Genomic DNA, 26,261 nt, shown 5'->3' with positions numbered 1-26,261 from the left:
CGGGGACGCGAGGAGTGTGCCCGGCGAAATAACTGGTGTTATTCCGCCGGACGCGTCCGAGTAAAGGTTCCGGTCGCCGGTCGGTCAATGGGCCGAACGGCCCAGTCGCCGCCCGCGAAGATCACGACGTCCCGCGCAAAACCGCAGGAAACACCCCGGTTGCCGACTGGTCTGAACCAATTCACCAGACTTTGGTAGGAAACTTCCCCCACCCGGACCACCAGTCCCGCAGGTCCGCCGTACCGCACCGGACGACACGCGTACCCCGACGGACGACACGGGCTCGCCGGTCTCCTGGGCCGTGTCGTCCATCCAGGTACGCGTGTCGTCCGTGTGGGTACGCGTGTCGTCCGTTACGAGTCGGTGGCGGCGGCGGAGTTGAGGCCTTTTTGGTAGGCCTGGATCGCGTCGGTGAGATGACCACGTTGTCGGAGGACGTCGCCGAGGCGGAGGGACGTCGAGACCGCCGCGCCGTGCAGGGAGGCCCGGGTCTGGATTTCCGCCGCCTCGCGCAGGAGGCGGGTCGCCTCGGGAAGGTCGCCGCGGGACTGTGCGATCTGGCCGAGCAGGCCCGTCGCCTCGCCGAGGGACTCGACGTCGCGGGCCAGGAGCGGCCAGACGTCGGCGACGAGCGTGGCCGCGTCGGAAGCGGCCCCTTGCCGGAGGCGGACCTCGGCCAGCTCGAGCGTCGCCCCAGCGACGCCTTCCTCCGCGCCGATCGCCGCCAGCTCGTCGCGGGCCGACGTCAGCTCGTCGCGGGCCTCGTCCAGGCGGCCCAGCCGGCGCAGCAGGTAGCCGCGGGCCCAGCGGCAGCGGGCCGCGTCGCGGTCGAAGCCCACCGACGCGAACAGGCGGCACGCCTCGATCAGGTCCTGCTCCGCCCGGTCGGACTGGCCCGTCGCCTGCCAGACCTGCGACGCCTGCCGGTGGAACCGCGCGACGAAGTCGGGCCGCGTGGCCACCCGGACCAGGCGAAGGCCGGCGACGGCCGCGCGCTGCGCCCGGTGCAGCCCGCCCATCTCCATCAGCGGGTGGATCAACGCGCTGAGCAGGCACAGCTCGGCGTCGGGGTCGAGGTCCGGAGCGGCGAGCGCCGACTCGACGCGCGCGATCGCGGCGCCGGCGTCGCCGCTGAGGTACCGGCAGCCCGACCAGCGGTGCACGATCATCGCCCGCAGCCACGGCGGCGCCGCGTCGGCCAGTTCCGACGCGTGCTCCAGCTCTTTCTGGGCGCCTTCGACGTCGAACTGCTGCCACTTCACCTCGGCGAGGCAGAACCGCGCGTAGCACTCGACGTCGTCAAGGCGGTAGCCCGCCGCCTGCTTCCCGGCGAGGGCGAACCGATCGGTCGCGACGGCGATCCGGCCCTGTTCGAGGTCGCGATAGCCCTCGTCGAGGGACGCGCGCAGCTCGTCGGCGACCCCCGGCGGACGGCCGAACCGCAGGTCGTCGGCGGTGAGGCCGAGCCGCCGCGCCAGGTAGGCGAGCATCTCCTCCGACGGCGGCCGGCTGCCGGTCTCGACCTTCGCGAGAAACCCCCGGTCGTACCCCGGCTCGGCCAGCTCGCGCTGAGTCCACCCGCGGTCGGCGCGCAGCCGGCGGATCCGCGCGCCGAGCGGTTCGGTCATCTCCCCACGGTAGGTCATGGCCTCGCGGAGCCGTCACGCCAGAGACGCGGGCGTGCCCGGACGGGCATCACGTGTGTCCACGGAGGCATCACCCGTGATCAGAGAGGCATCACCCGTGATCAGAGGGGCATCACGCGTGATTCGAGGGGCATCACGCGTGATGCCCGCCCAGTCACGCGTGATGCCCGCTCAATCACGCGTGATGCCTGTCCAGTCACGCGCGGAAACGGACATATTGACGGCCCGCCCGCGCCGGGATAGCGTTCTCTCGCTAAATAGGAAACTTTCCTAACAAAGTGGAGGGCGACCATGCGCCTGCTTCCCCTCGCGACGGCGGCCGCGCTGGCCGTCCCCCTCGCCGCGGCCCCGGCCGAAGCCGCGACGCCGGCCGAGGTGCGCGTCGACCAAGTCGGGTACGCGCTGGGCGAGGCGAAGCACGCCTACCTGCTCGGCGGCGCGGCGGGGAAGTTCACCGTCGTCGACGAACGCGGCCGCACGGTCCGTGAGGGCCGCACCGGCGCCAGCCTCGGCGCCTGGAACGCGCGGTACGCCAACGTTTTCGATCTTGACTTGTCCACTGTGGACCGGCCAGGAACCTACCGCGTCAAGGCCGCCGGAGCGACGTCGCCGCCGTTCCGGATCGATACCGCGAGCCGCCTGTTCCGTCCGCTCGTGCGGGCCACCACCGAGTTCTTCCAGGCCCAGCGCGACGGCCATGACGTCGTCCCCGGCCGCCTCGATCGCGAACCGTCGCACCTCGCCGACCGGAAAGCCACCGTCTACGCCGAGCCGAAGTTCGCCGGCGAGGGCGGCGACGAAATCGTCGAACCGCTGAAGCCGCAGGGTGGCCCGGTCGACGTCGAAGGCGGCTGGGTCGACGCCGGCGACTTCGTCAAGTTCACCTCGAACACCGCGTATTCGCTGGCCGAGCTGGGTTTCGTGCTGCGCGACGACCCCGATCCGGTGCTGGCCAAGGAGGTCCGCTTCGGCCTCGACTGGCTCGACAAGATGTGGGACGGCAAGACGAAGACCCTCTACGCCCAGGTCGGCATCGGCACCGGCAGCGAGGAGTTCGGCTTCCTCGGCGACCACGACGTCTGGCGCGAGCCGCAGGACGACGACGCCCTCGACGTCAAGCCCGGCGATCCCGCCTACTTCGTCAAGTACCGCCCGGTGTTCCCGGCCGCCCCCGCGGGCGCGCCGCTGTCGCCGAACCTCGCCGGCCGCGTCGCCGCCGCCTTCGCGCTCGGCGCGCAGATCCAGGCCCACCGCGACCCGCGCCTGGCCCGGCACTACCTGAGCGAGGCCGCGGCGGTGTTCGCCCAGGCCAAGACGACCGGCGTCGGCGAGCTCGTCAGCGCGTTCCCGCACGCCTACTATCCGGAGTCGTCCTGGGAGGACGACCTGGAGCTCGGCGCGACGCAGCTCGCGCTGGCCGCCCGCAAGCTCGGCGACCCGCGCGCGAACGGCTGGGCCCGCGACGCGGCGAAGTGGGCGAAGGCGTACATCGGCAGCGACGACACGAGCACGTTGAACCTCTACGACACCAGCGCGCTCGCCCACGCCGACCTCGCCGGCGTGCTGCGCACCGGTGTCCCCGGAGCGGCCCTCGGCGTCCGCGAGCTGGCCGCGGATCTCCGCCGTCAGCTGGACGCGGGCGTCGAGGCGGCGAAGAAGAGTCCATTCCGGACCGCGGTCGACGTCACGGACTTCGACGCCGCCAGCAAGAGCTTCGGCTTCGCGGCCACCGCGCGGCTCTACCAGCGCGTCACCGGCGACACCCGCTACGCCGCCTTCGGCGCGCGACAGCGTGACTTCACGCTCGGCGCGAACGCCTGGGGCGTGTCGCTCGTGGTCGGCGTCGGCTCGACGTTCCCGCAGTGCCCGCACCACCAGGCCGCGAACCTCGCCGGACCTTCGAAAGTGCTGTACGGCGCGGTCGTCAACGGCCCGAACGGCGCGGACAACTTCGCCGATCTGCCGTTCCCGGCGGGCGCGAAGGAATGCACCCGTCCGTATGAATCCTTCGACGGCCAGGGAAGTCGCTACGCGGACGACCTGAGTTCATGGCCCAGCAACGAGCCGGCCATCGACTTCACCTCCACGGCGTTGTTGGCATTCTCGCTGGCGGGCAGGCCGTAGCATGGGGAAGTGAGTGAACAATCTGAGTTTCCGGACGGCCAGTACCCCGAGCGCCCGGTAGAGCGCCACAAGGGCCCGGTCGTGCTGCGTCGCGACCGCCGCGACCAGGGCAGCACCACCGACCAGCGCCTCCTGGACGCGCGCGGCCCGAGCGACTGGGTGCACACCGACCCGTGGCGCGTGCTGCGCATCCAGGCCGAGTTCGTCGAGGGCTTCGGCGCGCTCGCCGAGGTCCCGCGCGCGGTCACCGTGTTCGGCTCGGCCCGCACCAAGCGCGACCACCCGGAGTACGAGCTCGGCCGCAAGATCGGCGCGGCGCTGGCCAACGCCGGCTTCGCCGTGATGACCGGCGGCGGCCCGGGCGCGATGGAGGCCGTCAACCGCGGCGCGGCCGAGGCCGGCGGCTTCTCTGTCGGGCTGGGCATCGAGCTGCCGTTCGAGCAGGGCCTGAACCCGTGGGTCGACCTCGGCGTCAACTTCCGGTACTTCTTCGCCCGGAAGACGATGTTCATCAAGTATTCGCAGGCCTTCATCTGCCTGCCCGGCGGCTTCGGCACGCTCGACGAGCTGTTCGAGGCGCTGACGCTGGTGCAGACGAAGAAGGTCACGAAGTTCCCGGTGGTGCTGTTCGGCAGCGACTACTGGGGCGGGCTCTACGACTGGATCGCCAAGACCGTGCAGGGCGAGGGCAAGGTCAGCCCGCACGACCTGGACCTGCTGCACGTCACCGACGACATCGACGACGCCGTCCGCGTGGTCCAGGAGTCCTACCAGGCATGGGAGGACACCCACTGATGAGCCGGATCTGTGTCTTCTGCGGCTCGTCGATGGGGTTCTCGCCGCGCTACGCCGAGCAGGCGGCGGCGCTGGGCAAGCTGCTGGCCCAGCGCGGCATCGGCCTGGTCTACGGCGGCGCGAGCGTCGGCACGATGGGCGTCGTCGCCGACGCGGCGCTGGCCGCGGGCGGCGAGGTGATCGGCGTGATCCCGGAGGCGCTCTCGTCGGTCGAGATCTCCCACGCGGGACTGTCCGAGCTGCACGTCGTGGCGGACATGCACGAGCGCAAGGCCAAGATGGCGGCCCTGTCCGACGGCTTCCTGGCCCTCCCGGGCGGCGCGGGCACGCTCGAGGAGCTGTTCGAGGTCTGGACGTGGGCCCAGCTCGGCCTGCACGGCAAGCCGATCGGCCTGGTCGACGTCGACGGGTACTACGGGCCGCTGGTCGCGTTCGCCGACCACATGGTGACCGAGGGGTTCGTCAAGCCGGAGTACCGCGAGCTCCTGATGACCGACGCCGACCCGGCGGTGCTGCTCGACCGGTTCGAGACCTACGTTCCGCCGGCGCCGCCGAAGTGGGCGAAGGAGCCGCCCGGCATCTAGGCGACGCCCTCGCTGGGCCGCTTGTGGTACGTGTCCACGTACTCCTGGCCCGAGATCTCCAGGATCTGGTACATGACCTCATCGGTGACCGAGCGGCGGATCGCCGGCGAGTAGTCCTGGCCCTCGTAGCGCGAGAAGTCCAGCGGCTCGCCGAACGTGATGCTGATCTTGGCCGGGCGCGGGACGCGCTTGCCCGCGGGCTGGAGCTGCTCGGTGCCGGTCAGCGCGACCGGCACCACCTTCGCGCCCGTCGCCAGTGCCAGCGCCGCGACGCCCGTGTGGCCGCGGTGCAGCCGGCCGTCCAGGGAGCGGGTGCCCTCGGGGTAGATCGCGAAGACGCCGCCCGCGTCGAGCACCTTGCGCGCCGCCTCCAGCGCCGCCAGCCCGGCCTGGGCGTTGCCGCGTTCGACCGGGATGTAGCCGAGCCCGCCGACGAACCCGGCCATCAGCTTGCCCTTGGCGCCCTTGCCGGTGAAGTACTCCGCCTTGCCGAGGAACTTGACCTGCCGCGGCGTCGCGAACGTGATCACGCCGGTGTCGAGCGCGGCGCGGTGGTTGGCCGCCAAGATCACCGGGCCCGTCGTCGGCACGTTCTCGACGCCGATCACCTCGGGCCGGTACACCGCCCTGGCCAGCGGCCCCAGCACGAACCGGACAAGCAGCGCGATCAAGTGGTCCTCCTCATCGGGTGCGGTCACCTCAGCATGGCACGATCGCTACTCGTGAGTTGGTTCGAGCGGCGTACCTGGCAGGAGCCCGGTTGGACGCCTGACGACATCGTGACCGCGAAGGGTGACCGCACGGTTTCGGTGGTGCTACCGGCGCTGGACGAAGAGCGGACCGTCGGTGACGTCGTCGCGTCCGTCCGGCCGCTCGTCGGCAGCGTCGTCGACGAGCTGATCGTCATGGACTCGGGTTCCACGGACCGCACGGTCCCAACCGCCGAGGCCGCCGGCGCGCGGGTCGTCCGCCGCGAGGACGTCCTGCCCGACCTGCCGCCGGTGCCCGGCAAGGGCGAGGTGCTGTGGCGCTCGCTGGCCGCGACCAGTGGCGACTTCGTCGTCTTCCTCGACTCCGACCTCGTCGACCCGGACCCGGCGTTCGTGCCGTCGCTGCTCGGGCCGCTCGTGTCCGAAAGCGACGTCCACCTGGTCAAGGGCTTCTACCGCCGTCCGCTGCGGCTGGAGAGCTCGGGCGGTGGCCGCGTCACCGAGCTGCTCGCGCGGCCGGTGCTCTCGGCGTTGCGCCCCGCGCTCGGCGAGCTGATCCAGCCCCTCGGCGGCGAGTACGCGGGCACGCGCGAGTTCCTGGAGTCGGTGCCGTTCGCCGCCGGCTACGGCGTCGAGATCGGGCTGCTGCTCGACGCCGAGGCGCGCCACGGCCTCGACGGGCTCGCGCAGGTCAACCTCGGCGTCCGCAAGCACCGGAACCGGTCCCTGCCGCAGCTGGGCGCGATGTCCCGGCAGATCCTGGGCACGGCGCTCGCGCGCTGCGGGATCCCGGCCGCGGACGTGCCGTTCACGCAGTTCGTGCAGGTGGACGAGGAGTGGCTGCCCGACGTCACCGAGGTCCGGGTCGCGGACCGGCCGCCGATGCGGGAAGTGCTCGCCCGTCCTCGAGGGTGACGACCTCGTCGAAGCCCGCCAGGTGTTCGGGGCGGTGCGTCACCAGGACGACGCTGCCTCGCGCCTTCGCCAGGACCTTCGCGAGGACGGCGTCGCCGTGGGCGGGGTCGAGGCCTTCGACCGGCTCGTCGAGCACGAGGACCCTTGGCGCGGCCAGGACCGCGCGGGCGAGGATCAGCCGCTGGCGCTGACCGCCGGAGAGCGCGTCGCCGTCCGGGCCCGTGTCGCGGTCCAGGCCGACGTCGAAATCGGCGGTCGCGCAGGCTTCCCGCAGCTCTTCGTCGGTGGCTGCCGGCTTGGCGAGCAGGAGGTTCTCGCGGACGGTCGTGTGGAAGACGTGGGCGTCGGCCAGCGCGCCGGTGACGAGTCGCGGCAGGTCGGCGTACTCGGCGACCGGCCGGCCGTCGAGGAGCACCTGGCCGTCCGTGGGGGTTTCGAGGCCGAGGAGGAGCCGGAGCAGCGTCGTCTTGCCGGCGCCGCTGGGACCGAGGATCCCGACGCGCTTGCCGGGCGGGAGGTCGAGGTCGACGTCTTTCAGCGCGGGCGCGCGGCCGGGGTACCGGACACCGGCCTTCCGGAGCGTGAAGTGTCCACTTTGTACGGACCGGGTGCCCCGGGGCCGGGCGGGTTCGGTGAGCACGGCCTTCACCCGCGCGGCCGACGCGCGGATCCCGGGCACGCGCCGGGTGGCGCCGATGAGCGGCAGGACGACTTCGAAGGTGGTCATGGCGGCCAGGGCGAGCGCGGCGGTCCAGGGCACGGAGGCGTGGCAGAGCAGCGCGACGGCGGCGGTGGTGAGCAGCTGGACGAGCGTCCCGGCGGCGGCGAGCAGGGCGGCGTTCGCCGACGCTTGCCGTTCGCTGGCGGCGAGCTGGTCGACGACGGCGGTGGCCCGCGCGCGGGTCGGCTCCAGAGCACCGGCGGCGACGAGCTCGCGGTGCCCGGTGACGAGCTCGACGGCCCGTTCGGCGAGTTCCGCCCGCTTCGGCGCGTCTTCCCGGGCCGCGTGCCGGGTGACCCGCACGACCAGCCACGGCAGCAGCACCCCGCCGACGAGCAGCCCACCCGCGAGCGTGGCGGCGGCCGGCGCCGACGCGGTGGCGGTGACGGCCACGGCGGCGGTCCCGACGAGCGCGGCGACCCCGGCGGGCAGCAGCCACCGCAGGACGGCGTCCTGCAGATCGTCCACATCGGACACGAGCCGGGTGACGAGGTCGCCGCCGGAGTGGCGCGTGCCGGGGATGAGGGCCTGGTAGACGCGGGTGCGAACGGCCCCGAGCCACCGCAGGACGACTTCGTGCCCGGCGAGCCGTTCGGCGTACCGGAGGCCCCCGCGCAGGAGGGCGAGGGTCCGGACGGCGACGATGGCGACGGTGAGGGCCTCGAGCGGCGGCCGTTCCGCGGCGCGCAGCAGCAGCCAGGCGGCGGTGGCCATGAGCGCGAGGGCGGCGAGTTCGGCCCCGGCACCGAGGACGGCGGCGCGCAGAAGCCGGAGGATGTCCTTGCGGGACAGGGCCCAGATGTTCATGCGGCCACCTCCGTGCGCACCCGGCCGGCGCGTAGGAGCCGGAGGATGTTTTTGCGGGACAGGGCCCAGGTAGTCATGCCGCCACCTCCGTGCGCACCCGGCCGTCGCGCAGCTCGATCACCCGGTCCGCCAACGCGGCCATCGCCGGGCGGTGGGCGACCAGCACCGCCGTCCGGCCGGGCAGCAGCCGGCGCGTCGCCGACAGCACCGCCGCCTCTGTGCGGGTGTCCAGCCGGGCCGTCGGCTCGTCGAGCAGCACCAGCCCCGCCGACGTCCGGGCCAGCGCCCGGGCCAGCCCGACTCGCTGGCGCTGACCCGCCGACAGGACCTCGCCCAGCTCGCCCACCGGCGTCTCGAACCCGGCCGGCAACCCCGCCGCCACCGAATCCAGCGACGCCGCCCGGGCCGCCGCCGGGACGTCCGCGGCCGACCCCAGTGCGATGTTCGAAGCCAGCGACCCCCGGAACAGCGTCGGCCGCTGCGGCACCCACGCCACGTCGGCCAGCCAGTCCGAAGGCGAGAGCGTCCGCAGGTCCACGCCGTCGATCAGAACCCGTCCCGAAGAAGGCGAGACGAACCCCAGCAGCACCGCGAGCAGCGTGCTCTTCCCCGACCCGCTCGGTCCGACCAAGGCCACCCGGGACTCGGCGGGCACCGTCAAGTCCACATCGGACAGAGCGGGCCGGCCGTCGTAGGACACCGAAACCCGCTCGAAGACCACGGAAGGCGCACCCCGCCGTCGAGTGGAAGTGGCCGGCCGGGGAAGCACCACCGGCACCGCCAAGGCCTCCCGCAACGCCGTCAGCCCCTCCGCCGCCGCGTGGAACTTCGCGCCCGCCGCCCGCAGCGGCAAGTACGCCTCCGGCGCCAGGACCAGGATCAGCAGCGCCGTGCGGGCGTCGAGACCACCGGAGAGCAGCCGGAACCCGATCGGCACCGCGACCAAGGCCACCGACATGGTCGCCACCAGTTCCAGCACCAGCGACGACAGGAAGGCCACCCGCAGCGTCTTCACCGTCGCGTCGGCGTGGGCGGACGCCATCGAACGGACCGTCGACGCCTGCGCCGACGCCCGCCCGAACACCTTCAGCGTCTCGAGCCCGCGGACGACGTCGAGGAAGTGCCCGCCCAGCTTCGTCAGCAACGACCACTGCCGTGACGTCCGCGCCGCCGTGTGCTTCCCGACCAGGATCGCGAACACCGGGATCAGCGGCAGCGTCGCCGTCACGACCAGCGCCGACACGACGTCGGTCGTGAACAGCCGCACGATCACCGCGATCGGCACCACCACCGAGACGACCAGCGACGGCAGGTACCCGGTCAGGTAGCTGTCCGTCGCGTCGACACCGCGCGTGATCTGCGTGGCCACGACCCCGGCGCGGTCCGAAGCCGAGCCGAGCAGCCGACGGCGCAGGCCGGCGCGGACCGAAGCCGCGAACCGTCCACTGAGGACACTGTGCCCCCAGGTGAGCACGGCTCGGCCGAAAAGCGCCACGACCAGGAAGAGCGAGACCCCGCCGCCGGTGAGCAGCGTGGCCAGCCCTTCGGCCTGGACCAGCACCAGAACGGCGGAGAGCACTCCGAGCACGGCCAGCACGACCAGGTACCGCCGGAGTCCGGGCAGAGCAGGCACCGAATCCCCCTCAGAAGTGCAGCAGCGAGCGCTGGTCGAGCGGATGCCGGTGCGCGCGCCAGGTCAGCCACTGCACCACCAGGAGCACCGGCACCGCCGGCACGGCGAACCAGCCCAGCACCGCGAACGTGCCGGCCGCCGTCGCCGCCTGGTCGACGCTCAGCGCGTAGTCCGGCGAGACGAGCACCGAGGGGAACCGCAGCGTGCCGGCGAGCAGCGCCGGGCAGGCCGCGAGCACCATCGCCCCGATGAGCGCCACCCGGTACCGCCGGCCCGCCAGCGCCAGCCGGAAGACGGCGAACGCGGCGAACGTCAGCACGACCACCCCCACGCCGAGCACCGTGCCGCCGTCCAGGGTGAAGAACCCCCACACCGTGGCGATCACGAGGAAGGCGAGCACGGGCGCCGAGAAGGCCCGCGCCAGCCGCACCGCGCGGCCGGCCAGCTCCGCCGGCGCGCGCACGGCGAGGAACGCCGCGCCCTGCAGGCAGAACAGCGCGACGAACCCGAGTCCCCAGAGCACCGCGTACGGGTCGAACAGCGCGAGCACGTTCCCGGACGGCGAGCCGTCGGCGTCCAAGGGCAGGCCGCGCACGAGGTTGCCGAGGAACAGGCCCCACGACAACGCCGTCACCAGCGCGCCGCCGACGATGCCCGCCGTCCAGGCGCCGCGGCGCGCGTCCGGGCGGCGGCTGCGCAGCTGCATCGACGCCGTGAACGTGACCAGGCCGAGCAACAGCGTCACGACCAGGACGTACGCCCCGGCGAACACCCTGCCCTCCAGGTGCGGGAACGCGCCGAACAGCACGCCGACCGCGGCCACCAGCCACACCTCGTTGGCCAGGAAGAACGGCCCGAGCGCGCCGAGCGTCTGCCGTCGCCGCCGCTCGTCGGCCTCGAACGCGGGCAGCAGCATGCCGACGCCGTAGTCGTAGCCCGCCAGCGCGAAGTACCCGCAGGTCAGCAGGCCCAGCAGGCACCACCAGAAAGTCGTCATCGGTCAGACTCCGCTCAGGACGGGCAGTTCGGCGGGCGCGGTGGGCTCATCGGGGTCACCGACCGGCTCCGGGCCGCGCTTGGCGACCCGCGCCATGAGCACCCAGTCGGCGACCGCGAGCGCGGCGAACAGCAGTGAGAAAGCGATGAAGGAGAAGAGGATCTGGCCGGCGGGGACGTCCGCGATCGCGTCCGCGGTACGCAGCTTCCCCCAGACCAGCCACGGCTGGCGGCCGAGCTCGCGCACCAGCCAGCCCATGATCGCCGCGAGGAAGGGCAACGGGATCGCCGCGACCATCAGGTAGTGCAGGAACCGGGCTCGGGTGATCCAGTTCCGGACCAGCAGCAGCGTGCCGAGGATCGCGCAGAGGAACATGAGGAACCCGAGCCCGATCATCGCGCCGAGCGGCGCGCCCACCGCGCCTTCCCCCAGCTTGTCCGGTTGGTACATCTTCAGCTCGCCGAACTGCGCGAAGCCCTGGTTGACCACGAAGATCGACCCGACGAGCGCCGCGACGACGCCGATCCGCATCGAGCGGCGGAAGAACTCGACCTCGGCGGTGCGCTTCAGGAAGTGGTACGCGCTGACGCCGACCACGAAGAACCCGCCGGTCACCAGCGCGGCACTGAGCACGTGCGGCAGCGACGCGACCAGCGCCGGGTTGGAGAATAGGGCGCCGAAGTCGTCGAGGTGCAGCGTGCCGCCCTCGAGCCGGCTGCCGACCGGGTTCTGCAGGAACGAGTTGGCCAGCATGATGAACAGCGCCGACGCGTACGCGGTCAGCGTGACCAGCCAGATCAGCGTCAGGTGCAGCCACTTGTTGAGCCGTCCGAAGCCGAAGATCCACAGGCCGAGGAAGGTCGACTCGAGGAAGAACGCGACCAGCGTCTCAATGGCCAGCGGTGCGCCGAAGACGTCACCGGCGAAAGCGGAAAGACCGGTCCAGGTCAGGCCGAACTGGAATTCCATCACGATTCCGGTGACGATCCCCAGCGCGTAGTTGATCACGTACAGGCGGCCCCAGAAGCGCGTCATCCGGAGCAGTTCGGGCTTGCCGCCGAGCGTCCAGCGCGTCTGCATCACGGCCACCAGCGTGACCAACCCCAGTGTGAGCAGCACGAACAGGAAGTGGAACGAGGTCGTCGTCGCGAACTGGAGTCTCGCGACCGGGAGTGCGTCCATGCCGGCCGACTATATACGTAGTCTGGCTACATGTAGCCGGTAAATCCATGAGATCCGGGTCATCTCCGGGAAATACCCCGGTGTGTCCGGAGTGTCCGGTCAATAGCGTGTCCGGGGTGGGCATGCGTAGACTGCGTACCTATGAAGGCGGACACCTTGCGCGGGCACCTCGACGCGTTGCTGCTGGCCGTGCTCGACGGCCGGAAGCTGCACGGCTACGCGATCATCGAGGCGCTCCAGCTGCGCAGCGACGGCGCGCTCGACCTGCCGACCGGCACCGTCTACCCGGCGCTGCGCCGGCTCGAGCGGGCCGGCTGGCTGGCCAGCGAATGGGACGTCGTGTCCGGCCGGAAGCGCCGCACCTACCGGCTCACCCGCTCCGGGCAGCAGGCCTTGGCCGCCGAACGCGCCGAGTGGCGGGAGTTCACGGCGGTCATCGGGGGAGTGCTGGGGGCGGAAGCATGATCGACGGCTACATCCAGGAGCTGGACCACCGGCTGCACGGCTGCGGGCGCTTCAAGGCCGACCTGCTGGGCGAGGCCCGCGACGGCCTGCACGACGCCGCCGACGCCTACCGCGCCGGCGGCTGGAGCGACGAGGACGCCGAGCGCCGCGCGGTCGCCGACTTCGGCCCGGCGGCCGTCGTCGCCCGCGACTACCAGGCCGAGCTCGGCATGCTCAGCGGCGTCCGGACGCTGTGGAAGCTCGTCATCGGCGTCCCGTTGATGCAGGCCTCCTGGGACTACGCCCGGATCCTCACCTTCGGCGAGTGGACGAACCTGTCGACGCCCACGCCGGAGTGGTACAAGGTGATCGCCCACGCCACCCACGGCGCCGTCTTCGTGGTGCCGGTGATCGGTCTGATCGCCCTGCTCGGCATCCGCTGGCTCAGCCGCCGCCTCGACGCCGTCCGGCTCGCCCGGTTGTGCGGAGTCCTGATCGCGCTGGCCGTCGGCATCAACCTCGCCTCGGTCGGGCTGGTCATCGGCTCGACCGGCTTGGTCGACGTCTCGAGGCTGTTCTTGAGCGTCCCGTGCGTCCTGTTGATGGTCGCGTGGGTGCTGCTTTCGCTGCGGCTCGTCGTGCTCGCGAGACGATCCTGGGGTGGGTATGCCACGATCGTCGCGTGACGACCGCGCTGATCTACCTCGTAGTCATGCTGCTGGTGGCCGCCGTGGTGTTCCTGCTCGCCGCCGTGGTCTTCGGCCGGGGTGAGGAGCTCGCCCCACTGCCGCCGGGCAGCTCGCCGACGCGCCTGCCCGCCGAGGACATCACCGGCGAGGACCTGCGGGACGTCTGCTTCCAGCAGGTCCTGCGCGGCTACAAGATGTCCGAAGTGGACTGGGTGATGCGCCGCCTCGGCGTCGAGCTCGACGAGCTGCGTGACCGCGTCGCCGAGCTGGAGCAGCGCGAACACGAGCGGGAGAGCTCGCCCGAAGGCGCCCAGTGACGGATCTGATCCTGTCGGTCGACGTCCGCGCGCCGGCCGGGACGACCTGGCTCGCGCTCACGGACTGGACGCGCCAGGGCGAGTGGATGCTCGGCACCGAGGTCGAGGTCGTCGAGGGCAACGGCCGCAGCGTCGGGTCGCGCCTGTCGGCGTTCACCGGGGTGGCCGGGGTCGGGTTCACCGACACGATGGAGATCACCAGCTGGGAGCCGCCGGTGCGGTGCGGGGTCCGCCACCTCGGCAGCGTCGTGCAGGGCACGGGCGTGTTCCAGGTGGTGCCCAAGGGCGCGACGCGCTCGACGTTCGTCTGGGCCGAGCACCTGCGGCTGCCGTTCGGGCCGCTGGGCCGGCTCGGCTGGCCGGTGGTGAAACCGGCGTTCGCGCTGGGGGTGCGCCAGTCGCTGCGGCGGTTCGCGCGGTTCGCGGAGGACTATTCGGTGGGTGGGGATGAGTGAGCTTCTCGGCGCCGACGGCGTCGCACGGTGCGGCTGGGGCAATTCGACCCCGGACTACGCGGACTACCACGACAAGGAGTGGGGCACGCCGCTGCGCGGGCAGGACGAGCTGTACGAGCGGCTGTGCCTCGAGTCGTTCCAGTCGGGCCTCTCGTGGATCACGATCCTGCGCAAGCGCGAGGGCTTCCGGAAGGCGTTCAAGCAGTTCAAGCCGGCGAAGGTGGCGAAGTTCGGCGACGCCGACGTCGAGCGGCTGATGCAGGACGCGTCGATCGTGCGGAACCGGGCGAAGATCCTGGCCGCGATCAACAACGCGAAGGCGATCGCCGCGCTGGACACGCCGCTGGACGACCTGCTGTGGTCGTTCGCGCCCGCTGATCATGTCCGGCCGAAGACGATGGCCGACGTCCCGGCCATCACCGACGAGTCCAAGGCGATGGCGAAGGAACTGAAGAAGCGCGGCTTCGTGTTCCTCGGCCCGACCACGTGCTACGCGCTGATGCAGGCCACCGGCATGGTCGACGACCACGTCGAAGGCTGCTTCCGGGCCGGTCGTGAGTGAGAAACAGGGTTAGAACACTGTTTCTCACTCACGACGCTCACTTGCCCTGGAAGTTCGGCTTGCGCTTGCCGACGAAGGCCTCGACGGCTTCGCTGTGGTCGGCCGTCGCGCCGAGCGCGGTCTGGGCGGCGTCCTCGGCGGCGAGGGCCTCGTCGAACGTCGACTGCGCCGCCAGGTTGAGGACTCCCTTGATCTTCGCGTAGGCGACCGTCGGGCCGGCCGCGAGCTTCGCCGCGATCTTCTGGGCGCGTCCCGGCAGCTCCTCGTCCGGCACGACCTCGCCGACCAGGCCGAGCCGCAGCGCCTCCGCCGCGTCGACGGTCCGGGCCAGCAGCATCAGCTCGGCGGCGCGGCCGTAGCCGACCAGCCGCTGCAGCGTCCAGGACGCACCCGAGTCCGGGCCGAGCCCGACATTGGCGAACGCCATCAGGAACGACGACGACTCGGCGGCGATCCGCAGGTCACTGGCGTAGGCGAAGGCGGCCCCGGCGCCGGCGGCGGTGCCGTTGACCGCCGCGATGACCGGCTTCTCCATCGACACGATCGCCTGGACGATCGGGTTGTAGTGCTCCTTCACCGTGTGTAGCGGGGCGGGGTCACCCGCCTGGAGCAGTCCTACATGTTCCTTCAAATCCTGGCCGGCGCAGAACGCCTTGCCGGAACCGGTCAGGACGACCGCGCGGACGGCGTCGTCGTCCGCGGCCTCGCGCAGGGCCGCGAGCAGCGCTTCCTTCAGCTCGACGGTCAGCGAGTTGTACGCCTGGGGCCGGTTGAGGGTCAGGGTGCGCACCCCGTCGGCGTCGGCGATCAGCAGGACGTCGGATGTGGTCACGTCTTCTCCTTGCGCGGATACGTCGGTCGTCCGACAGTCTTCCACCCCATCCTTTCACCTCCCGCGAGCCGCATACCAGCACCGATACGGCGGCAAAAGATCGGTCCGCTGATGCGCCCGGCCGCTGATGAGGGACAATGGACACCAAGACCCGGCTGGCTTTCACGCGAGCGCGACCCGGGCGCGCCGGTTGAGACGGAGGGAGCACGCTATGGCGGCCATGAAGCCCCGGACCGGAGATGGTCCCCTCGAAGTGACTAAGGAGGGGCGGGGCCTCGTGATGCGCGTACCGCTCGAGGGTGGTGGGCGACTCGTCGTCGAACTTTCCGCGGAAGAAGCGAAGGACCTCGGCGCCGCTTTGGCGGAGGTCACCGGCTGAGCCGACCCCCTCGAACCGTCCTTCCGTCGCACCCCGGTCTCCCTTCGGAGGCCGGGGTCGCGGTTCCTCTGCGCCCGAAGGTTGCTCACTGTGCGTAATCCGCTACCCCCCGTTCCGACCAGTCTGCTCGACATCGAGGTGGCGGGCGACCTCCGTCGCGGCGCCCCGGTGGCCCGGCTGGTGACGGCCCCCGCCGACGACGTCGAGTCCGAGCCGCTGGAGATCGGCGGTGTCCGGATCACCGGCAAGGCGGGCGACGTGCAGACGGTCCCCGCCGGCGAAGCCCGCTGGGTCGCGGGCTTGGGCAACGGCGAGCCGAAGCAGTACCGGAAGGCGGGCGCGGCGCTCGTCCGCGCGGTCAACGCGGGGCTGGCGGACGACGTCGACCATGGCGGCAAGGCGTTTCGCGCGGTGCAGCTGGTGCTGCCGGAGGAAGCATCCGGCGAGCACGTCACCGAGCTGGCGCTGGGGCTGCTGCTCGGCGGCTACAAGTTCAAGGTGACGGGTGAGGAGCCTTCGCCGTCGGTGCGGACCGTGCGGCTGGTGGCGCACGACCGGGCGGTCGAGTCGTTCACGGCGCTGGTTTCGCGGGCGTCGGTGCTGGCCGCGTCGACGGCGTTGACGCGCGACCTCGCGAACACGCCGTCCAATGTCAAGAGCCCGGCCTGGCTCGCCGACACCGCGGCCCGGGTGGCCGGCCCGCGCGTCGAGGTGGCGATCCGCGACGAGAAGTGGCTGACGACGCAGGGCTTCGGCGGCGTCCTGGCGGTCGGCGGCGGGTCGTCGCGGCCGCCGCGGCTGATCGAAATGACGTACAAGCCGTCGGGGGCGGCGAAGCACCTGCTGCTGGTGGGCAAGGGCATCACGTTCGACACGGGCGGCCTGTCGATCAAGCCGGCCGACGGCATGCACCTGATGCGCACGGACATGGCGGGCGGCGCGGCGGTGATCGCGGCGATCCGCGGCATCGCGGCACTGGAGCTCCCGGTCCGCGTGACGGCGCTGGTGCCGGCGGCGGAGAACCACGTGTCGGGTTCGGCGTACCGGCCGGGCGACATCGTCCGGCACTACGGCGGCAAGACGACCGAGGTCGGCAACACGGACGCGGAGGGCCGCATGGTCCTGGCCGACGCGCTGGTCTACGGAATCCGCAAGTTTTCGCCGGACCTGGTCGTCGACGCGGCGACGTTGACCGGCGCGATGAAGGTGTCGCTGGGGCTGCGTACGGGCGGGCTGTTCGCTTCGGAAGACTCGCTGGCTTCGCTGGTTCGCGCGGCGGGGGAGCGCGTGGGCGAGGCGTGGTGGCGCATGCCGCTGACGGAGGACTACGCGGAGAACGTCCGCGGCGAGTTCGGCGACGTCCGCCAGACCCCGGCGGGCCCGGGCAGCATCACGGCGGCGCTGTTCTTGCGGGAGTTCACGTCGGGGCTGCCGTGGGCCCACCTGGACATCGCGGGGCCGGCGAGGTCGGAGAAGAACTACGACGACGTGGTCCCGGGGGCGACGGGCTTCGCGGCCCGGACGCTGGTGGAGCTGGCGGCTTCGCTGGCCTGAGGTCGTGAGTGGGAAACAGGGTTAGAACACTGTTTCTCACTCACGACCGGGGGCCGTGGCCAGGACGTGGTCGCGGAAGCCGGTCACCGCCGGGGTCGTCGGCTCCTCCGCGCGCCACGCCAGGCCGATCGTCCGGTACGGGCGTGGGTCCAGCGGTACCTCCGCCACCCCCGCCGGGCTGCCCGGGCCGAACCGCGGCAGCAGTGCCACCCCCAGGCCCGCCGCCACCAGCCCTCGCACCGTGTCCGACTCCTGGCCCTCGAACGCGATCTTCGGCGTGAAACCCGCCGCCGCGCACAGCTCGTCCGTCAGGGTCCGGACTCCGTAGCCCTGCTCCAGCAGCACGAACTCCTCGTCGGCCAGCTCCGTCATCCGCACCGACTCACGGCCCGCCAGGTGGTGGCCCGCCGGGACCGACAGCAGGATCTCCTCCGCCACCAGGCCCGCCGTGGCCAGCGACGGCTCCGCGGGCAGCGGCGCCAGCAGGGCGAGGTCCAGCTCGCCGCCCACCAGACGGTCGATCATCTCCTGCCGCGACCCCTGGACCAGCGTGAACCGCACTCCCGGGTACCGCGCCCGGTGCCCGCGCAGCAGCGACGGCACCAGTGACCGCCCGAGCAGGTGCAGGAACCCCAGCACGACGTGTCCCGACTCTGGCGCCACCTCCTCGCGCGCCAGCCGGACGCCCGTGTCCAGCGCCGCCAAGCCGCGCTCGGCCGCTTCGGCCAGCAGCTCCGCCGCGCGCGTGAGGCGGATGCCGCGGCCGTCCGGAACCGTCAGGGGCGCCCCCAGCGCGTCCGCCAGCGCCGCGAGGCGGCGGCTCACCGTCGGCTGCGGGACGCCCAGCAGCTCGGCCGCGCGTGTGACGTTCCTCGTCTCGCGCAGCGCGGCGAGCAACGGCAGGTGGGGCGCCACCTGCGCCGTCAGCGAGTCATACGTCACAGCATCAATCATGCCAGGTTGACGCATTGGACGTATTGGTTAGCTCTGCTTACTTTCAGGTGGTGACTTCCACGCGCCGAGTCAAGACCGCCGTCGCCGCGGCCGGGATCTCCTCCTTCGCCCTGCTCTACGCGCCGCAGCCGGTGCTGCCCCAGCTCGCCGCGCAGTACCACCTCGACCCCGGCGGCGCGGCGCTCGCGGTCAGCGTCGCGACCGGCGCGCTCGCGATCGCCGTCCTGCCGATCGCCGCGCTGTCCGAGGTGGTCGGCCGGCGCCCGGTGATCCTGACGTCGGTGATCGCGTCCGTCGTCTTCGGGCTGCTGCTGCCGCTGATGCCGACGTACTCCGCGCTGCTCATCCTGCGTGCGCTTCAAGGCATCGCGATCGCCGGTTTCCCCGGCGTCGCGGCCGCCTACCTGGCCGAACGCCTCGGCCGCGCGGGCGTCGCCGCCGCCGTCGGCGCGATGATCGCGGGCAACACGATCGGCGGCATGCTCGGCCGTCTGGCCAGCGGGTTCACCGCCGGGCCGCTCGGCTGGCGCGGCGCGCTGTTCGTCGTCGCGGGCGTGGGGGCGATCTGCTCGGCGATCACCGTCGTGACGCTGCCACCGGGCACCCGCCCACGCGGCGAAGCCCAGCTCAGGGCGGTGGCGAAAGGCCTGGTCACGGCGTTGAGCAAGCCGGTGCTGCTCGCCCAGTACGCCGTCGCGCTGCTGGCGATGGGCTCGTTCGTCGCGCTCTACAACGCGGCCGGGTTCCGGCTGACGGGTCATCCGCTGGACCTGTCGCCGGCGATCGCGTCGCTGGTCTTCCTGGCCTACGCGACGGGCTCGGTGTCGTCGGCCGCGGCCGGCCGGCTCGTGGCGCGAGTGGGACGACGTCGGGCGCTGATCGGCGCGTTGCTGCTGACGGCCGTCGGCGCGGCGTTGACGCTGCCGGAGTCACTGCCGCTGGTCATCGCCGGGTTCCTGGTGCTGACCTGCGCGTTCTTCGCGGCGCACGCGGTCGCGAACGGCTGGGCGGCGGCCGACGCGCCGGAGAACGCCCGCGGCCAGGTGGGCGGCATGTACACGGCGACGTACTACCTGGGCAGCAGCGTCGGAGGGGCGGCGGGAGCGTGGGTCTACGGGCACGCGGGCTGGTCGTGGCTGATCGCACTGGTGGCGGCGTGGCTTTTGCTGGCGGCGGCCGCGGTCACCGCCGGCACGCGGGTCCGCGAGGAGCGGCGCGAGCTGGTCAACGCGGCCTGACGTCAGGTCGCCGCCGCGACGAGCAGGCCGCCGCCTACCGGTAGCAGGGCGGGGACCAGGCGTTCGTCTTCGCGGAACGCTCGTGCCACCTCGCGCAGTGCCAGGGTCTCCGGGTCGCGGTGGGACGGGTCGATCACGCGGCCGCCCGCCAGCACGTTGTGGAACGCGATGATCCCGCCGCGCCGCAGCAGGGACACCCCCAGCTCGTAGCACCCCGGGTACTCGATGTGGGCGGCGTCGACGAACACCAGGTCGTAGCCGCCCGGCGTCAGCCGCTGGAGGACGTCCAGTGCGCGGCCGACGATCAAGCGCGTGCGGCCCGGTGCGTAGCCGGCCTCGCGGAACGTCGCGCGGGCCGCTCGCTGGTACTCCGGCTCGACGTCGATCGAGGTCAGGATGCCGTCCGGGGCCATTCCGCGCAGCAGGCTCAGCCCGCTCACCCCGGCGCCCGTGCCGACCTCGACGACGGCCTTCGCGCGCAGCGTCGCGGCCAGGAAGCGCAGGGTCGCGCCCGCGCCCGCGCTCAGGGAGCTGCAGCCCAGGTCATCGGCTCGTGCGCGCGCCGAAGACAGCACCTCGTCGTCGGGCAGGTACCCGTCGACGAACCCGGAGTCGGCCGGTGCGGCCGCGGGGGTGGGCGTGTTCACGCACGGAGGTTAGCGTTGGTTGTCGATAAATCCGCGCAGGCTCCCTGGTAAGCACCCCGGAAGAAGTTCTCAGCCCGCTCTCAGCCCAGTCTCACTAGAACCATAAGGAGTCCCGAGAGACTGAAATCCGAGCCCACGGGGAACACCGTGGCGACAGCCCGCGTTGGGTGGAGCAGACAGGAGAACACAGATGGAGGTGCCTGCTCCCGCGATGCAGAACGCCGTTGCCGATAACGACGCCGACGCGGCTCAGCCCGTGTCCCTGGACGAGGCGGCTTGGACGCCACCGTCCTGGGACGAGGTCGTCCGCGAGCACAGCGACCGGGTCTACCGGCTCGCCTACCGCCTGACCGGCAACACGCACGACGCCGAGGACCTCACCCAGGAGACCTTCATCCGGGTCTTCCGGTCGCTGGCGTCCTACAAGCCCGGCACGTTCGAGGGCTGGCTGCACCGGATCACCACCAACCTCTTCCTCGACATGGCCCGCCGCCGCTCGCGCGTGCGGATGGAAGGCCTGCCGGAGGACACCGACCGCATCGTGGGCGACGACCCGAGCCCCGAGCAGGTCTTCTCCGACACCCACCTGGACCCGGACCTGCAGGCCGCGCTCGACGAGCTGCCGCCGGAGTTCCGCGCCGCCGTGGTGCTGTGTGACGTCGAAGGTCTCTCGTACGAGGAGATCGGCGCGACGCTCGGTGTCAAGCTGGGCACCGTCCGCAGCCGGATCCACCGCGGCCGGCAGGCCCTGCGCGCGTCGCTCGAGCGCCGGCGCGCTCACGCCCTGGAGTCTGCGAAGGTGTCGGTATGACCGCACCCCGAGGCTGGGGACTCCCCGAGTCGCACCTGCTGCCGGACGCCGTGGTGGCGTTCGTCGACGGTGAGCTTTCGCACGGCGCCCGCGACCGCGCGGCGTCCCACATCACGCGCTGCCCCGGGTGCGCCGCCGAAGTGCGCGCCCAGCGCCAGACGGTGGACGCGATCCGCCGCGCGGGCGCGCCGTCGATGTCGGCGGGGTTCCTGGCGAGCCTGCAGTCGATCCCGGAGCACACCGACCTCCCGAGCGCGCCGGACAACCTGGCGATCACCGCCGACGGCCAGCTGGTCGCGGTCCAGCGCCCGGACCGGGTGGCGGGGCTGCGGGACACGGGCGTCCTGGGTGGTGTCGCGCCGTTGGGATCAACGGCGCCACTGGGCCAGTCACCGAACGTTCTCGGCGGTGGCCGGCTTAAGCGCCGCGCCGCGCAGGGAGCCGGCGTGGTGGTTTCCGGGCTGGTGCTGAGCGCGCTGGCGCTGGTCGGGACGACCGCGGACAGCGGCGACGGCAGCCCGGAGACCGGGGGAGGGGCGCCGCAGCCGGCGAACCTGCTGCCGGCCCAGATGGCGGTGCCGCGGCCGGTGGTCCAGGCCCCGACGTCCACCCCGGTGAGCTCGCCGACGGCCGTGCCGGCCGGGATCCGCTGAGACCTGTTTCTCGCGAAGGCCGCCATGAGGGACTCCTCGGGGCGGCCTTCGTCATGTCCGGTGCCCGGGCCAAGCAACAGCCATTTCACTGACGGACCGGCAGACTCGCGGCACCGGGTTTGGGTATCGTCACGCCCAGCCACCTGATCTTCAGCACCGGGGAATGAATGACCGAGCCGAACGTGAATCCCGAGCAGCCCGGCGCGCCTGACGCCGACCGGCTGGGTCCGCGGCCGCTCGCGCGGCCGGCCGTCGATGCGGCGCAGGCCGCCGTCTTCGGCAGGCCGAGTGGGGTCGACGGGGCGTTCGACCAGCTCTACTCCCCGCAGAAGTCCAACGGTGTCCGGCTCGCGCCGCCCGCTCCCGAGTCGCTCGCCGAAGCCTTCCGCCGGCCGCCCGGGGCCGAAGGCGTGCTGCTCGAACGGCCGCGGGAAGCCACCGGCGACCCGAAAGAGCACGAGCCGCCCCTCTGGAACAGCACCAGCGATCCCTGGCGCGATCCGGGCGCGGGCGCCGTCCTCGCCGGCCCGGCGGTGCCCGCCGAAGACGAGGAAAAGCCCGCCAAACGTCCGCCCGGCGCCCTGCTCAGCCTGCCCGAGGTCCTCTTCGGACGCCGTGTGCGGCCGAAGGCGCTGGTCCTGCTCGGGGTCGTCGCGCTGCTCATCGGGGCCGCCGGCGGGTTCGTCGGCTGGTGGGTCGCCGACACCGGGAACGGCCTCACCGGCTCCGCCACCATCTCCGAAGCCGAAGCCGCCAAGGAACGCCCCGCCGGTTCCATCGCAGAGATCACCAAGCGCGTCGCGCCCGCCGTCGTCTCGCTCGAGGTCTTCAAGCCCGGCGCCGACTCCGGCGAGCAGGGCTCCGGCGTCATGATCGACCCCCAGGGCTACATCCTCACCAACGAGCACGTGATCTCGTCCGCGAGCGCCGACCCGGCCGTCAAGGTCACCGCGATCTTCATCGACGGCACCCGCACCGAGGCGAAGCTCGTCGGCTCCGACCAGAAGACCGACCTCGCCGTCGTCAAGGTCAACGTCACCAACCCGACCGTCCTGCAGATCGGCAAGTCCTCGGACCTGCAGGTCGGCGACACCGTGATGGCCATCGGCTCGCCGCTCGCGCTGCAGAACTCCGTGACCGCCGGCATCGTCAGCGCCCTGAACCGGCCGATCACCGCGGGCGGCGACAACGGCGCCCCGCCGGTCACCTACGAAGCCATCCAGACCGACGCCGCCATCAACCACGGCAACTCGGGCGGCGCGCTCGTCGACTCCACCGGCGCGCTGGTCGGGATCAACTCGTCGATCCGCTCCTCCGGCGCGGACGGCGGCAGCATCGGCATCGGCTTCGCCATCCCGAGCGACTACGCGGTCAAGATCGCGAAGGCGCTGATCAAGGACGGCAAGGTCCAGCACGCCGACATCGGCATCAACGCCTCCTCGACCGTCGCCGGCTCCTCCACCATGGGCGCCCAGGTGAAGAACGTCGCGCCCGGCGGGCCGGCCGCGAACGCCGGCATCAAGGAGGGCGACGTCATCACGAAGATCGGCGGCCGCCTGGTGCGGGACTCCTCCGAGCTGACGGTCGCGGTGCGCGCCCACGACGTCGGCGAGGTCGTTCCGGTGCAGCTGGTCCGGGACGGCGCGAGCTTCGTCGTCGACGTAACCCTGGCTTCCGACTGAGTTCCCGCGTTCGGCCTGCCGGAGCGCGGGCCGGGGCGGGTACCCTGGGCGGGTAGGTTCCGAGCGGAGGTAGACGGTGTTCGACAGTGTCGGATGGGGGGAAATCCTCGTCCTCATCATCGCCGGTCTTTTCATCCTCGGCCCGGAACGGCTTCCCGAAGCGGCGTCCTGGATGGCGAAGAGCGTGAAGAAGGTCCGCGACTTCGCGACCGGCGCGCGGGAACAGCTCCGTGAGGAGATGGGCCCGGAGTTCGACCAGCTCCGCAAGCCGCTCGAAGACCTGCGCGGGCTGCGCAACTTCGACCCGAAGCGGGTGGTGACGCAGCACCTGTTCGACGGTGACGCGGACCCGCTCGGCATCAAGGGCATCACGAACGGCAGCCCGAACCTGAGCGGGAGCAACGGTTCCAACGGGACGAACGGGTACACGGCGCCCCAGGCGAAGCAGCCGGAGCCGCTGAAGCCGGGAGAGCGCCCGCCGATCGACCCGGACGCCACGTAGTCTCAGCCGCTGAAGCCGGGGGAGCGCCCGCCGATCGACCCGGACGCCACGTAGCCTCAGCTGGTTATCCACAGCTCAGCCGTGATGTGGACAAGTCGGCCATTGCCGAGGCATTTAGGGTTTTCCGTGTGCTGCCCCCGGTAAAATAAGAGCGGGGCCGGACCCCCGGAGAGGGTGGGGGCTGCTTTTGTGGCCCCGTCGACAAATGGGGGACAAATGAAACTCAAGTCGCTGGGCTGTGTCCTGCTCGCGGCAGGACTGCTGGGGTCGGCGCAAACGGCCTCCGCCGCGGAAACCGCCGCCGCCTGCACCTGGAAGCCCACCGCCCTCGGCGCGGGCACCGCCGTCAGCGCGCAGGTGACCGCCACCGACGACAAGGGGAACTTCGCCGGCTGGACACTGCCGACCGACGAGTTCGGCGTGACCCGCCGCGCCGCTTCCTGGACCGGCGCGGCGTTCACCGACCTCGGCACGGCGGGTACCGCCGGTGCCGCCGTGACCGCCGAGAACCGCTCGGGCGCCGTCGCCGGGACCGCGAGCTACTCGCTCTTCGGGTCCGGCTTCGTCTTCCAGAAGGCCTTCAAGAGCTCCGGCGGCACCCTCGTGCAGCTGCCGTTCCCGACCTCGAGCCAGCTGCCCGCGGGCTACACGCTCTCGAGCGCCCTCGGCATCACCGACTCCGGCGACGTCATCGGCGTCGTGCGCAAGCAGAACGGCTCAGGCACGACCCCGGTCCGCTGGCCCGCCGCCCAGCCGGGCACCGTGACGCTGCTGACCGGCCTGCCGTCGGGCCTGGCCGCGGTCGACACGGACGGCTCGATCGTGCTGAACAGCGGGGACATCTGGCGCGACGGGACGCTGACCCACCTGGGCACCCTGCCGGGCCTCGAGTTCGCGTGGCCCGAGGCCATCAAGGACGGCCGCGTCGTCGGCTACGGCGTCTACAACGGTAAGAAGGTCGGCGTCTACTGGGACCAGCAGCACGCCGCCCACGTCCTGCCGAAGTCCAGCTACAACCTGTCCAACGGCAACCCGGGCTTCTCCATCAACGCGAGCGGCCTGATCACCGGCCGGATCGACGAAGCGAACGGCGGCAACGACGCGGCGGGCACCGGCTACGGCGTCTGGAACCAGGGCACGTTCGTCTCGAAGTTCGGTGACCTCAAGGCCGACCTGCCCGTGGTCGTCGGCGACGACGGCACCGTGGGTGGCTACCGCCACGACTCCGCGACGCAGCACTCCACCGCGTACGTCTGGCGCTGCTCCTAGGGACGGCTCAGCGGCCGGCCGGGGTGACGTTCAGCATCATCCCGGCCAGGCCGCGCGCCCGGACCGTCAGCTTCTTCGCCGTCTCCTTCAGCACCACCGACGCCGGCGCGTCCGGGGCGGTCAGCACCAGCGGCGTCCCCGCGTCGCCCTGCTCGCGCAGGCGCGGGTCCAGCGGCACCTGACCCAGCAGCGGCACCTCGGAGCCGATCGACTTCGTCAGCGACTCGGCCACGGTCTGGCCGCCGCCCGAGCCGAAGATCTCCAGGCGGGAGCCGTCTTCCTGCTCCAGCCATGACATGTTCTCGATGACCCCGGCGACGCGCTGACGCGTTTGCAGCGCGATCGCGCCGGCCCGTTCGGCCACCTCCGCCGCGGCCTGCTGCGGGGTCGTGACCACCAGGATCTCCGCGTTCGGGATCAGCTGGGCCACCGAGATCGCGATGTCGCCGGTGCCCGGCGGCAGGTCCAGCAGCAGGATGTCGAGGTCGCCCCAGAAGACGTCCGCCAGGAACTGCTGCAGCGCGCGGTGCAGCATCGGCCCGCGCCACACCACCGGCGTGTTGCCCGGGGTGAACATGCCGATCGAGATCACCTTCACGCCGTGTGCCTGCGGCGGCATGATCATCGTGTCGACCTTGGTCGGCTTCTCGCGTGTGCCCAGCATGCGGGGGATCGAGTGGCCGTAGATGTCGGCGTCGACGACACCCACCGAGAGGCCCCGCTGGGCCATCGCCGCGGCCAGGTTGACCGTGACCGACGACTTGCCGACGCCGCCCTTGCCCGACGCCACGCAGTACACCCGCGTCATCGAGCCCGGCTGCGCGAACGGGATGACCGGTTCCGCGGCGTCCCCGCGCAGCGACTTCCGCAGCTCGGAGCGCTGCTCGTCACTCATGACGTCGAGCTCCACGCGGACGTCGGCGACGCCCGGGAGCTTCGAGACGGCTTCCTTCGTGTCGTTGGTCAGCGTCGCCTTCAGCGGGCAGCCGGCCACCGTCAGGTAGATCCCGACGGTGACGACACCGTCTTCGCCGACGACGACGTCCTTCACCATCCCCAGGTCCGTGATGGGTTTGTGGATCTCGGGATCTTGCACGCTCTTCAGCGCGCTGCGGACGTCGTCGACGCTGGGGAGCTGCTGAGTGCTGGTCACCCCGTC

The 26,261-nt window shown here is 71.8% G+C and carries 27 protein-coding genes; 17 read left to right on the top strand and 10 right to left on the bottom strand.

The window, feature by feature from the left end:
* Positions 1 to 353 precede the first annotated feature (353 nt).
* Complete coding sequence (locus tag ACZ7OU_RS00930; protein WP_470253836.1) at positions 354 to 1,646, bottom strand: helix-turn-helix domain-containing protein; 1,293 nt, start codon at positions 1,644 to 1,646, stop codon at positions 354 to 356.
* 291 nt (positions 1,647 to 1,937) lie between these two features.
* Here ACZ7OU_RS00930 and ACZ7OU_RS00925 point away from each other — a divergent pair, with 291 nt between their 5' ends.
* Genes ACZ7OU_RS00925 through ACZ7OU_RS00915 form a run of 3 tightly spaced genes read left to right on the top strand, consistent with a single transcriptional unit; the run spans position 1,938 to position 5,149 of the window.
* Positions 1,938 to 3,770 carry a glycoside hydrolase family 9 protein gene (locus ACZ7OU_RS00925; RefSeq protein ID WP_470253835.1) on the top strand — a complete coding sequence of 611 codons (1,833 nt, stop codon included), beginning with the start codon at positions 1,938 to 1,940 and terminating at the stop codon, positions 3,768 to 3,770.
* Between the two features lie 9 nt (positions 3,771 to 3,779).
* Complete coding sequence (locus ACZ7OU_RS00920) at positions 3,780 to 4,565, top strand: LOG family protein (protein ID WP_470239204.1); 786 nt, start codon at positions 3,780 to 3,782, stop codon at positions 4,563 to 4,565.
* On the top strand, positions 4,565 to 5,149 hold the full coding sequence (locus ACZ7OU_RS00915) for an LOG family protein (RefSeq protein ID WP_470253834.1): 585 nt from the start codon (positions 4,565 to 4,567) through the stop codon (positions 5,147 to 5,149). The genes ACZ7OU_RS00920 and ACZ7OU_RS00915 overlap by 1 nt, the downstream gene beginning before the upstream one ends.
* Here the strand turns inward: ACZ7OU_RS00915 and ACZ7OU_RS00910 are convergent.
* Positions 5,146 to 5,820: a lysophospholipid acyltransferase family protein gene (locus tag ACZ7OU_RS00910; protein WP_470239202.1), complete on the bottom strand. Its 675-nt coding sequence runs from the start codon at positions 5,818 to 5,820 to the stop codon at positions 5,146 to 5,148. The two genes, ACZ7OU_RS00915 and ACZ7OU_RS00910, sit on opposite strands and share 4 nt — an antisense overlap.
* A 51-nt stretch (positions 5,821 to 5,871) precedes the next feature.
* Between ACZ7OU_RS00910 and ACZ7OU_RS00905 the strand changes: the two genes are divergently transcribed.
* Positions 5,872 to 6,774, top strand: a complete 903-nt coding sequence (locus tag ACZ7OU_RS00905; RefSeq protein WP_470253833.1) for a glucosyl-3-phosphoglycerate synthase — start codon at positions 5,872 to 5,874, stop codon at positions 6,772 to 6,774.
* Here the strand turns inward: ACZ7OU_RS00905 and cydC are convergent.
* The 4 genes from cydC to ACZ7OU_RS00885 all read right to left on the bottom strand — a co-directional run bounded on the left by cydC (position 6,710) and on the right by ACZ7OU_RS00885 (position 12,114).
* Positions 6,710 to 8,302 carry a thiol reductant ABC exporter subunit CydC gene (gene cydC / locus ACZ7OU_RS00900; protein ID WP_470253832.1) on the bottom strand — a complete coding sequence of 531 codons (1,593 nt, stop codon included), beginning with the start codon at positions 8,300 to 8,302 and terminating at the stop codon, positions 6,710 to 6,712. The genes ACZ7OU_RS00905 and cydC overlap by 65 nt on opposite strands.
* 73 nt (positions 8,303 to 8,375) lie before the next feature.
* The gene (gene cydD / locus ACZ7OU_RS00895; RefSeq protein WP_470253831.1) at positions 8,376 to 9,935 is read right to left on the bottom strand and encodes a thiol reductant ABC exporter subunit CydD; all 1,560 of its coding nucleotides are present in this window, start codon (positions 9,933 to 9,935) and stop codon (positions 8,376 to 8,378) included.
* A gap of 10 nt (positions 9,936 to 9,945) precedes the next feature.
* Positions 9,946 to 10,932 (bottom strand): cytochrome d ubiquinol oxidase subunit II, encoded by a 987-nt coding sequence (cydB, locus tag ACZ7OU_RS00890; protein ID WP_470253830.1) that lies wholly within the window; start codon positions 10,930 to 10,932, stop codon positions 9,946 to 9,948.
* A 3-nt stretch (positions 10,933 to 10,935) separates the two neighbouring features.
* Positions 10,936 to 12,114, bottom strand: a complete 1,179-nt coding sequence (locus ACZ7OU_RS00885) for a cytochrome ubiquinol oxidase subunit I (protein ID WP_470253829.1) — start codon at positions 12,112 to 12,114, stop codon at positions 10,936 to 10,938.
* A 141-nt stretch (positions 12,115 to 12,255) separates the two neighbouring features.
* Here ACZ7OU_RS00885 and ACZ7OU_RS00880 point away from each other — a divergent pair, with 141 nt between their 5' ends.
* Genes ACZ7OU_RS00880 through ACZ7OU_RS00860 form a run of 5 tightly spaced genes read left to right on the top strand, consistent with a single transcriptional unit; the run spans position 12,256 to position 14,581 of the window.
* Positions 12,256 to 12,579, top strand: a complete 324-nt coding sequence (locus ACZ7OU_RS00880) for a helix-turn-helix transcriptional regulator (RefSeq protein ID WP_470253828.1) — start codon at positions 12,256 to 12,258, stop codon at positions 12,577 to 12,579.
* A complete protein-coding gene (locus tag ACZ7OU_RS00875; protein ID WP_470253827.1) occupies positions 12,576 to 13,244 on the top strand; it encodes a permease prefix domain 1-containing protein in 669 nt (222 codons plus the stop codon). Before ACZ7OU_RS00880 ends, ACZ7OU_RS00875 begins: the two co-directional genes overlap by 4 nt.
* The gene (locus tag ACZ7OU_RS00870) at positions 13,241 to 13,564 is read left to right on the top strand and encodes a DivIVA domain-containing protein (RefSeq protein ID WP_470253826.1); all 324 of its coding nucleotides are present in this window, start codon (positions 13,241 to 13,243) and stop codon (positions 13,562 to 13,564) included. The genes ACZ7OU_RS00875 and ACZ7OU_RS00870 overlap by 4 nt, the downstream gene beginning before the upstream one ends.
* Positions 13,561 to 14,019, top strand: a complete 459-nt coding sequence (locus tag ACZ7OU_RS00865; RefSeq protein ID WP_470239193.1) for an SRPBCC family protein — start codon at positions 13,561 to 13,563, stop codon at positions 14,017 to 14,019. Before ACZ7OU_RS00870 ends, ACZ7OU_RS00865 begins: the two co-directional genes overlap by 4 nt.
* A complete protein-coding gene (locus ACZ7OU_RS00860; RefSeq protein WP_470253825.1) occupies positions 14,012 to 14,581 on the top strand; it encodes a DNA-3-methyladenine glycosylase I in 570 nt (189 codons plus the stop codon). Before ACZ7OU_RS00865 ends, ACZ7OU_RS00860 begins: the two co-directional genes overlap by 8 nt.
* A 37-nt stretch (positions 14,582 to 14,618) precedes the next feature.
* Here ACZ7OU_RS00860 and ACZ7OU_RS00855 read toward each other — a convergent pair whose 3' ends face one another.
* A complete protein-coding gene (locus ACZ7OU_RS00855; RefSeq protein WP_470239191.1) occupies positions 14,619 to 15,413 on the bottom strand; it encodes an enoyl-CoA hydratase-related protein in 795 nt (264 codons plus the stop codon).
* A 211-nt stretch (positions 15,414 to 15,624) separates the two neighbouring features.
* Between ACZ7OU_RS00855 and ACZ7OU_RS00850 the strand changes: the two genes are divergently transcribed.
* Together ACZ7OU_RS00850 and ACZ7OU_RS00845 are read left to right on the top strand one after the other, a co-directional pair.
* The gene (locus ACZ7OU_RS00850) at positions 15,625 to 15,792 is read left to right on the top strand and encodes a DUF3117 domain-containing protein (RefSeq protein WP_013222969.1); all 168 of its coding nucleotides are present in this window, start codon (positions 15,625 to 15,627) and stop codon (positions 15,790 to 15,792) included.
* A gap of 90 nt (positions 15,793 to 15,882) precedes the next feature.
* Entirely contained in the window at positions 15,883 to 17,346 is a 1,464-nt protein-coding gene (locus ACZ7OU_RS00845) for a leucyl aminopeptidase family protein (RefSeq protein WP_470253824.1), read from the top strand.
* Positions 17,347 to 17,382: 36 nt separating this feature from the next.
* Here the strand turns inward: ACZ7OU_RS00845 and ACZ7OU_RS00840 are convergent, their stop codons facing one another.
* Positions 17,383 to 18,300 (bottom strand): LysR family transcriptional regulator, encoded by a 918-nt coding sequence (locus tag ACZ7OU_RS00840; protein ID WP_470253823.1) that lies wholly within the window; start codon positions 18,298 to 18,300, stop codon positions 17,383 to 17,385.
* A gap of 50 nt (positions 18,301 to 18,350) precedes the next feature.
* Here ACZ7OU_RS00840 and ACZ7OU_RS00835 point away from each other — a divergent pair, with 50 nt between their 5' ends.
* Entirely contained in the window at positions 18,351 to 19,538 is a 1,188-nt protein-coding gene (locus ACZ7OU_RS00835) for an MFS transporter (RefSeq protein ID WP_470253822.1), read from the top strand.
* A gap of 2 nt (positions 19,539 to 19,540) precedes the next feature.
* On the opposite strand, the gene ACZ7OU_RS00830 is transcribed toward ACZ7OU_RS00835, so the two are convergent.
* Complete coding sequence (locus ACZ7OU_RS00830; RefSeq protein ID WP_470239187.1) at positions 19,541 to 20,185, bottom strand: O-methyltransferase; 645 nt, start codon at positions 20,183 to 20,185, stop codon at positions 19,541 to 19,543.
* 211 nt (positions 20,186 to 20,396) lie between these two features.
* Here ACZ7OU_RS00830 and sigE point away from each other — a divergent pair, with 211 nt between their 5' ends.
* From sigE to ACZ7OU_RS00805, 5 genes are all read left to right on the top strand, one after another.
* Positions 20,397 to 20,996, top strand: a complete 600-nt coding sequence (gene sigE, locus ACZ7OU_RS00825) for an RNA polymerase sigma factor SigE (protein ID WP_470255857.1) — start codon at positions 20,397 to 20,399, stop codon at positions 20,994 to 20,996.
* A complete protein-coding gene (locus ACZ7OU_RS00820; RefSeq protein WP_470253821.1) occupies positions 20,993 to 21,649 on the top strand; it encodes an anti-sigma factor family protein in 657 nt (218 codons plus the stop codon). The genes sigE and ACZ7OU_RS00820 overlap by 4 nt, the downstream gene beginning before the upstream one ends.
* Positions 21,650 to 21,816: 167 nt before the next feature.
* Positions 21,817 to 23,331 carry a S1C family serine protease gene (locus ACZ7OU_RS00815; RefSeq protein WP_470239185.1) on the top strand — a complete coding sequence of 505 codons (1,515 nt, stop codon included), beginning with the start codon at positions 21,817 to 21,819 and terminating at the stop codon, positions 23,329 to 23,331.
* Positions 23,332 to 23,407: 76 nt separating this feature from the next.
* Entirely contained in the window at positions 23,408 to 23,833 is a 426-nt protein-coding gene (gene tatB, locus ACZ7OU_RS00810; RefSeq protein ID WP_470239184.1) for a Sec-independent protein translocase protein TatB, read from the top strand.
* Positions 23,834 to 24,049: 216 nt separating this feature from the next.
* Positions 24,050 to 25,102, top strand: a complete 1,053-nt coding sequence (locus tag ACZ7OU_RS00805) for a hypothetical protein (protein WP_470253820.1) — start codon at positions 24,050 to 24,052, stop codon at positions 25,100 to 25,102.
* A gap of 7 nt (positions 25,103 to 25,109) precedes the next feature.
* Here the strand turns inward: ACZ7OU_RS00805 and ACZ7OU_RS00800 are convergent, their stop codons facing one another.
* The gene (locus ACZ7OU_RS00800) at positions 25,110 to 26,255 is read right to left on the bottom strand and encodes an Mrp/NBP35 family ATP-binding protein (RefSeq protein ID WP_470239182.1); all 1,146 of its coding nucleotides are present in this window, start codon (positions 26,253 to 26,255) and stop codon (positions 25,110 to 25,112) included.
* Positions 26,256 to 26,261 lie beyond the last annotated feature (6 nt).

Source organism: Amycolatopsis sp. NPDC114505 (assembly GCF_055633615.1).
The sequence above is the reverse complement of the archived record's forward strand: the minus strand, read 5'-3'. Positions and strand labels throughout refer to the sequence as shown.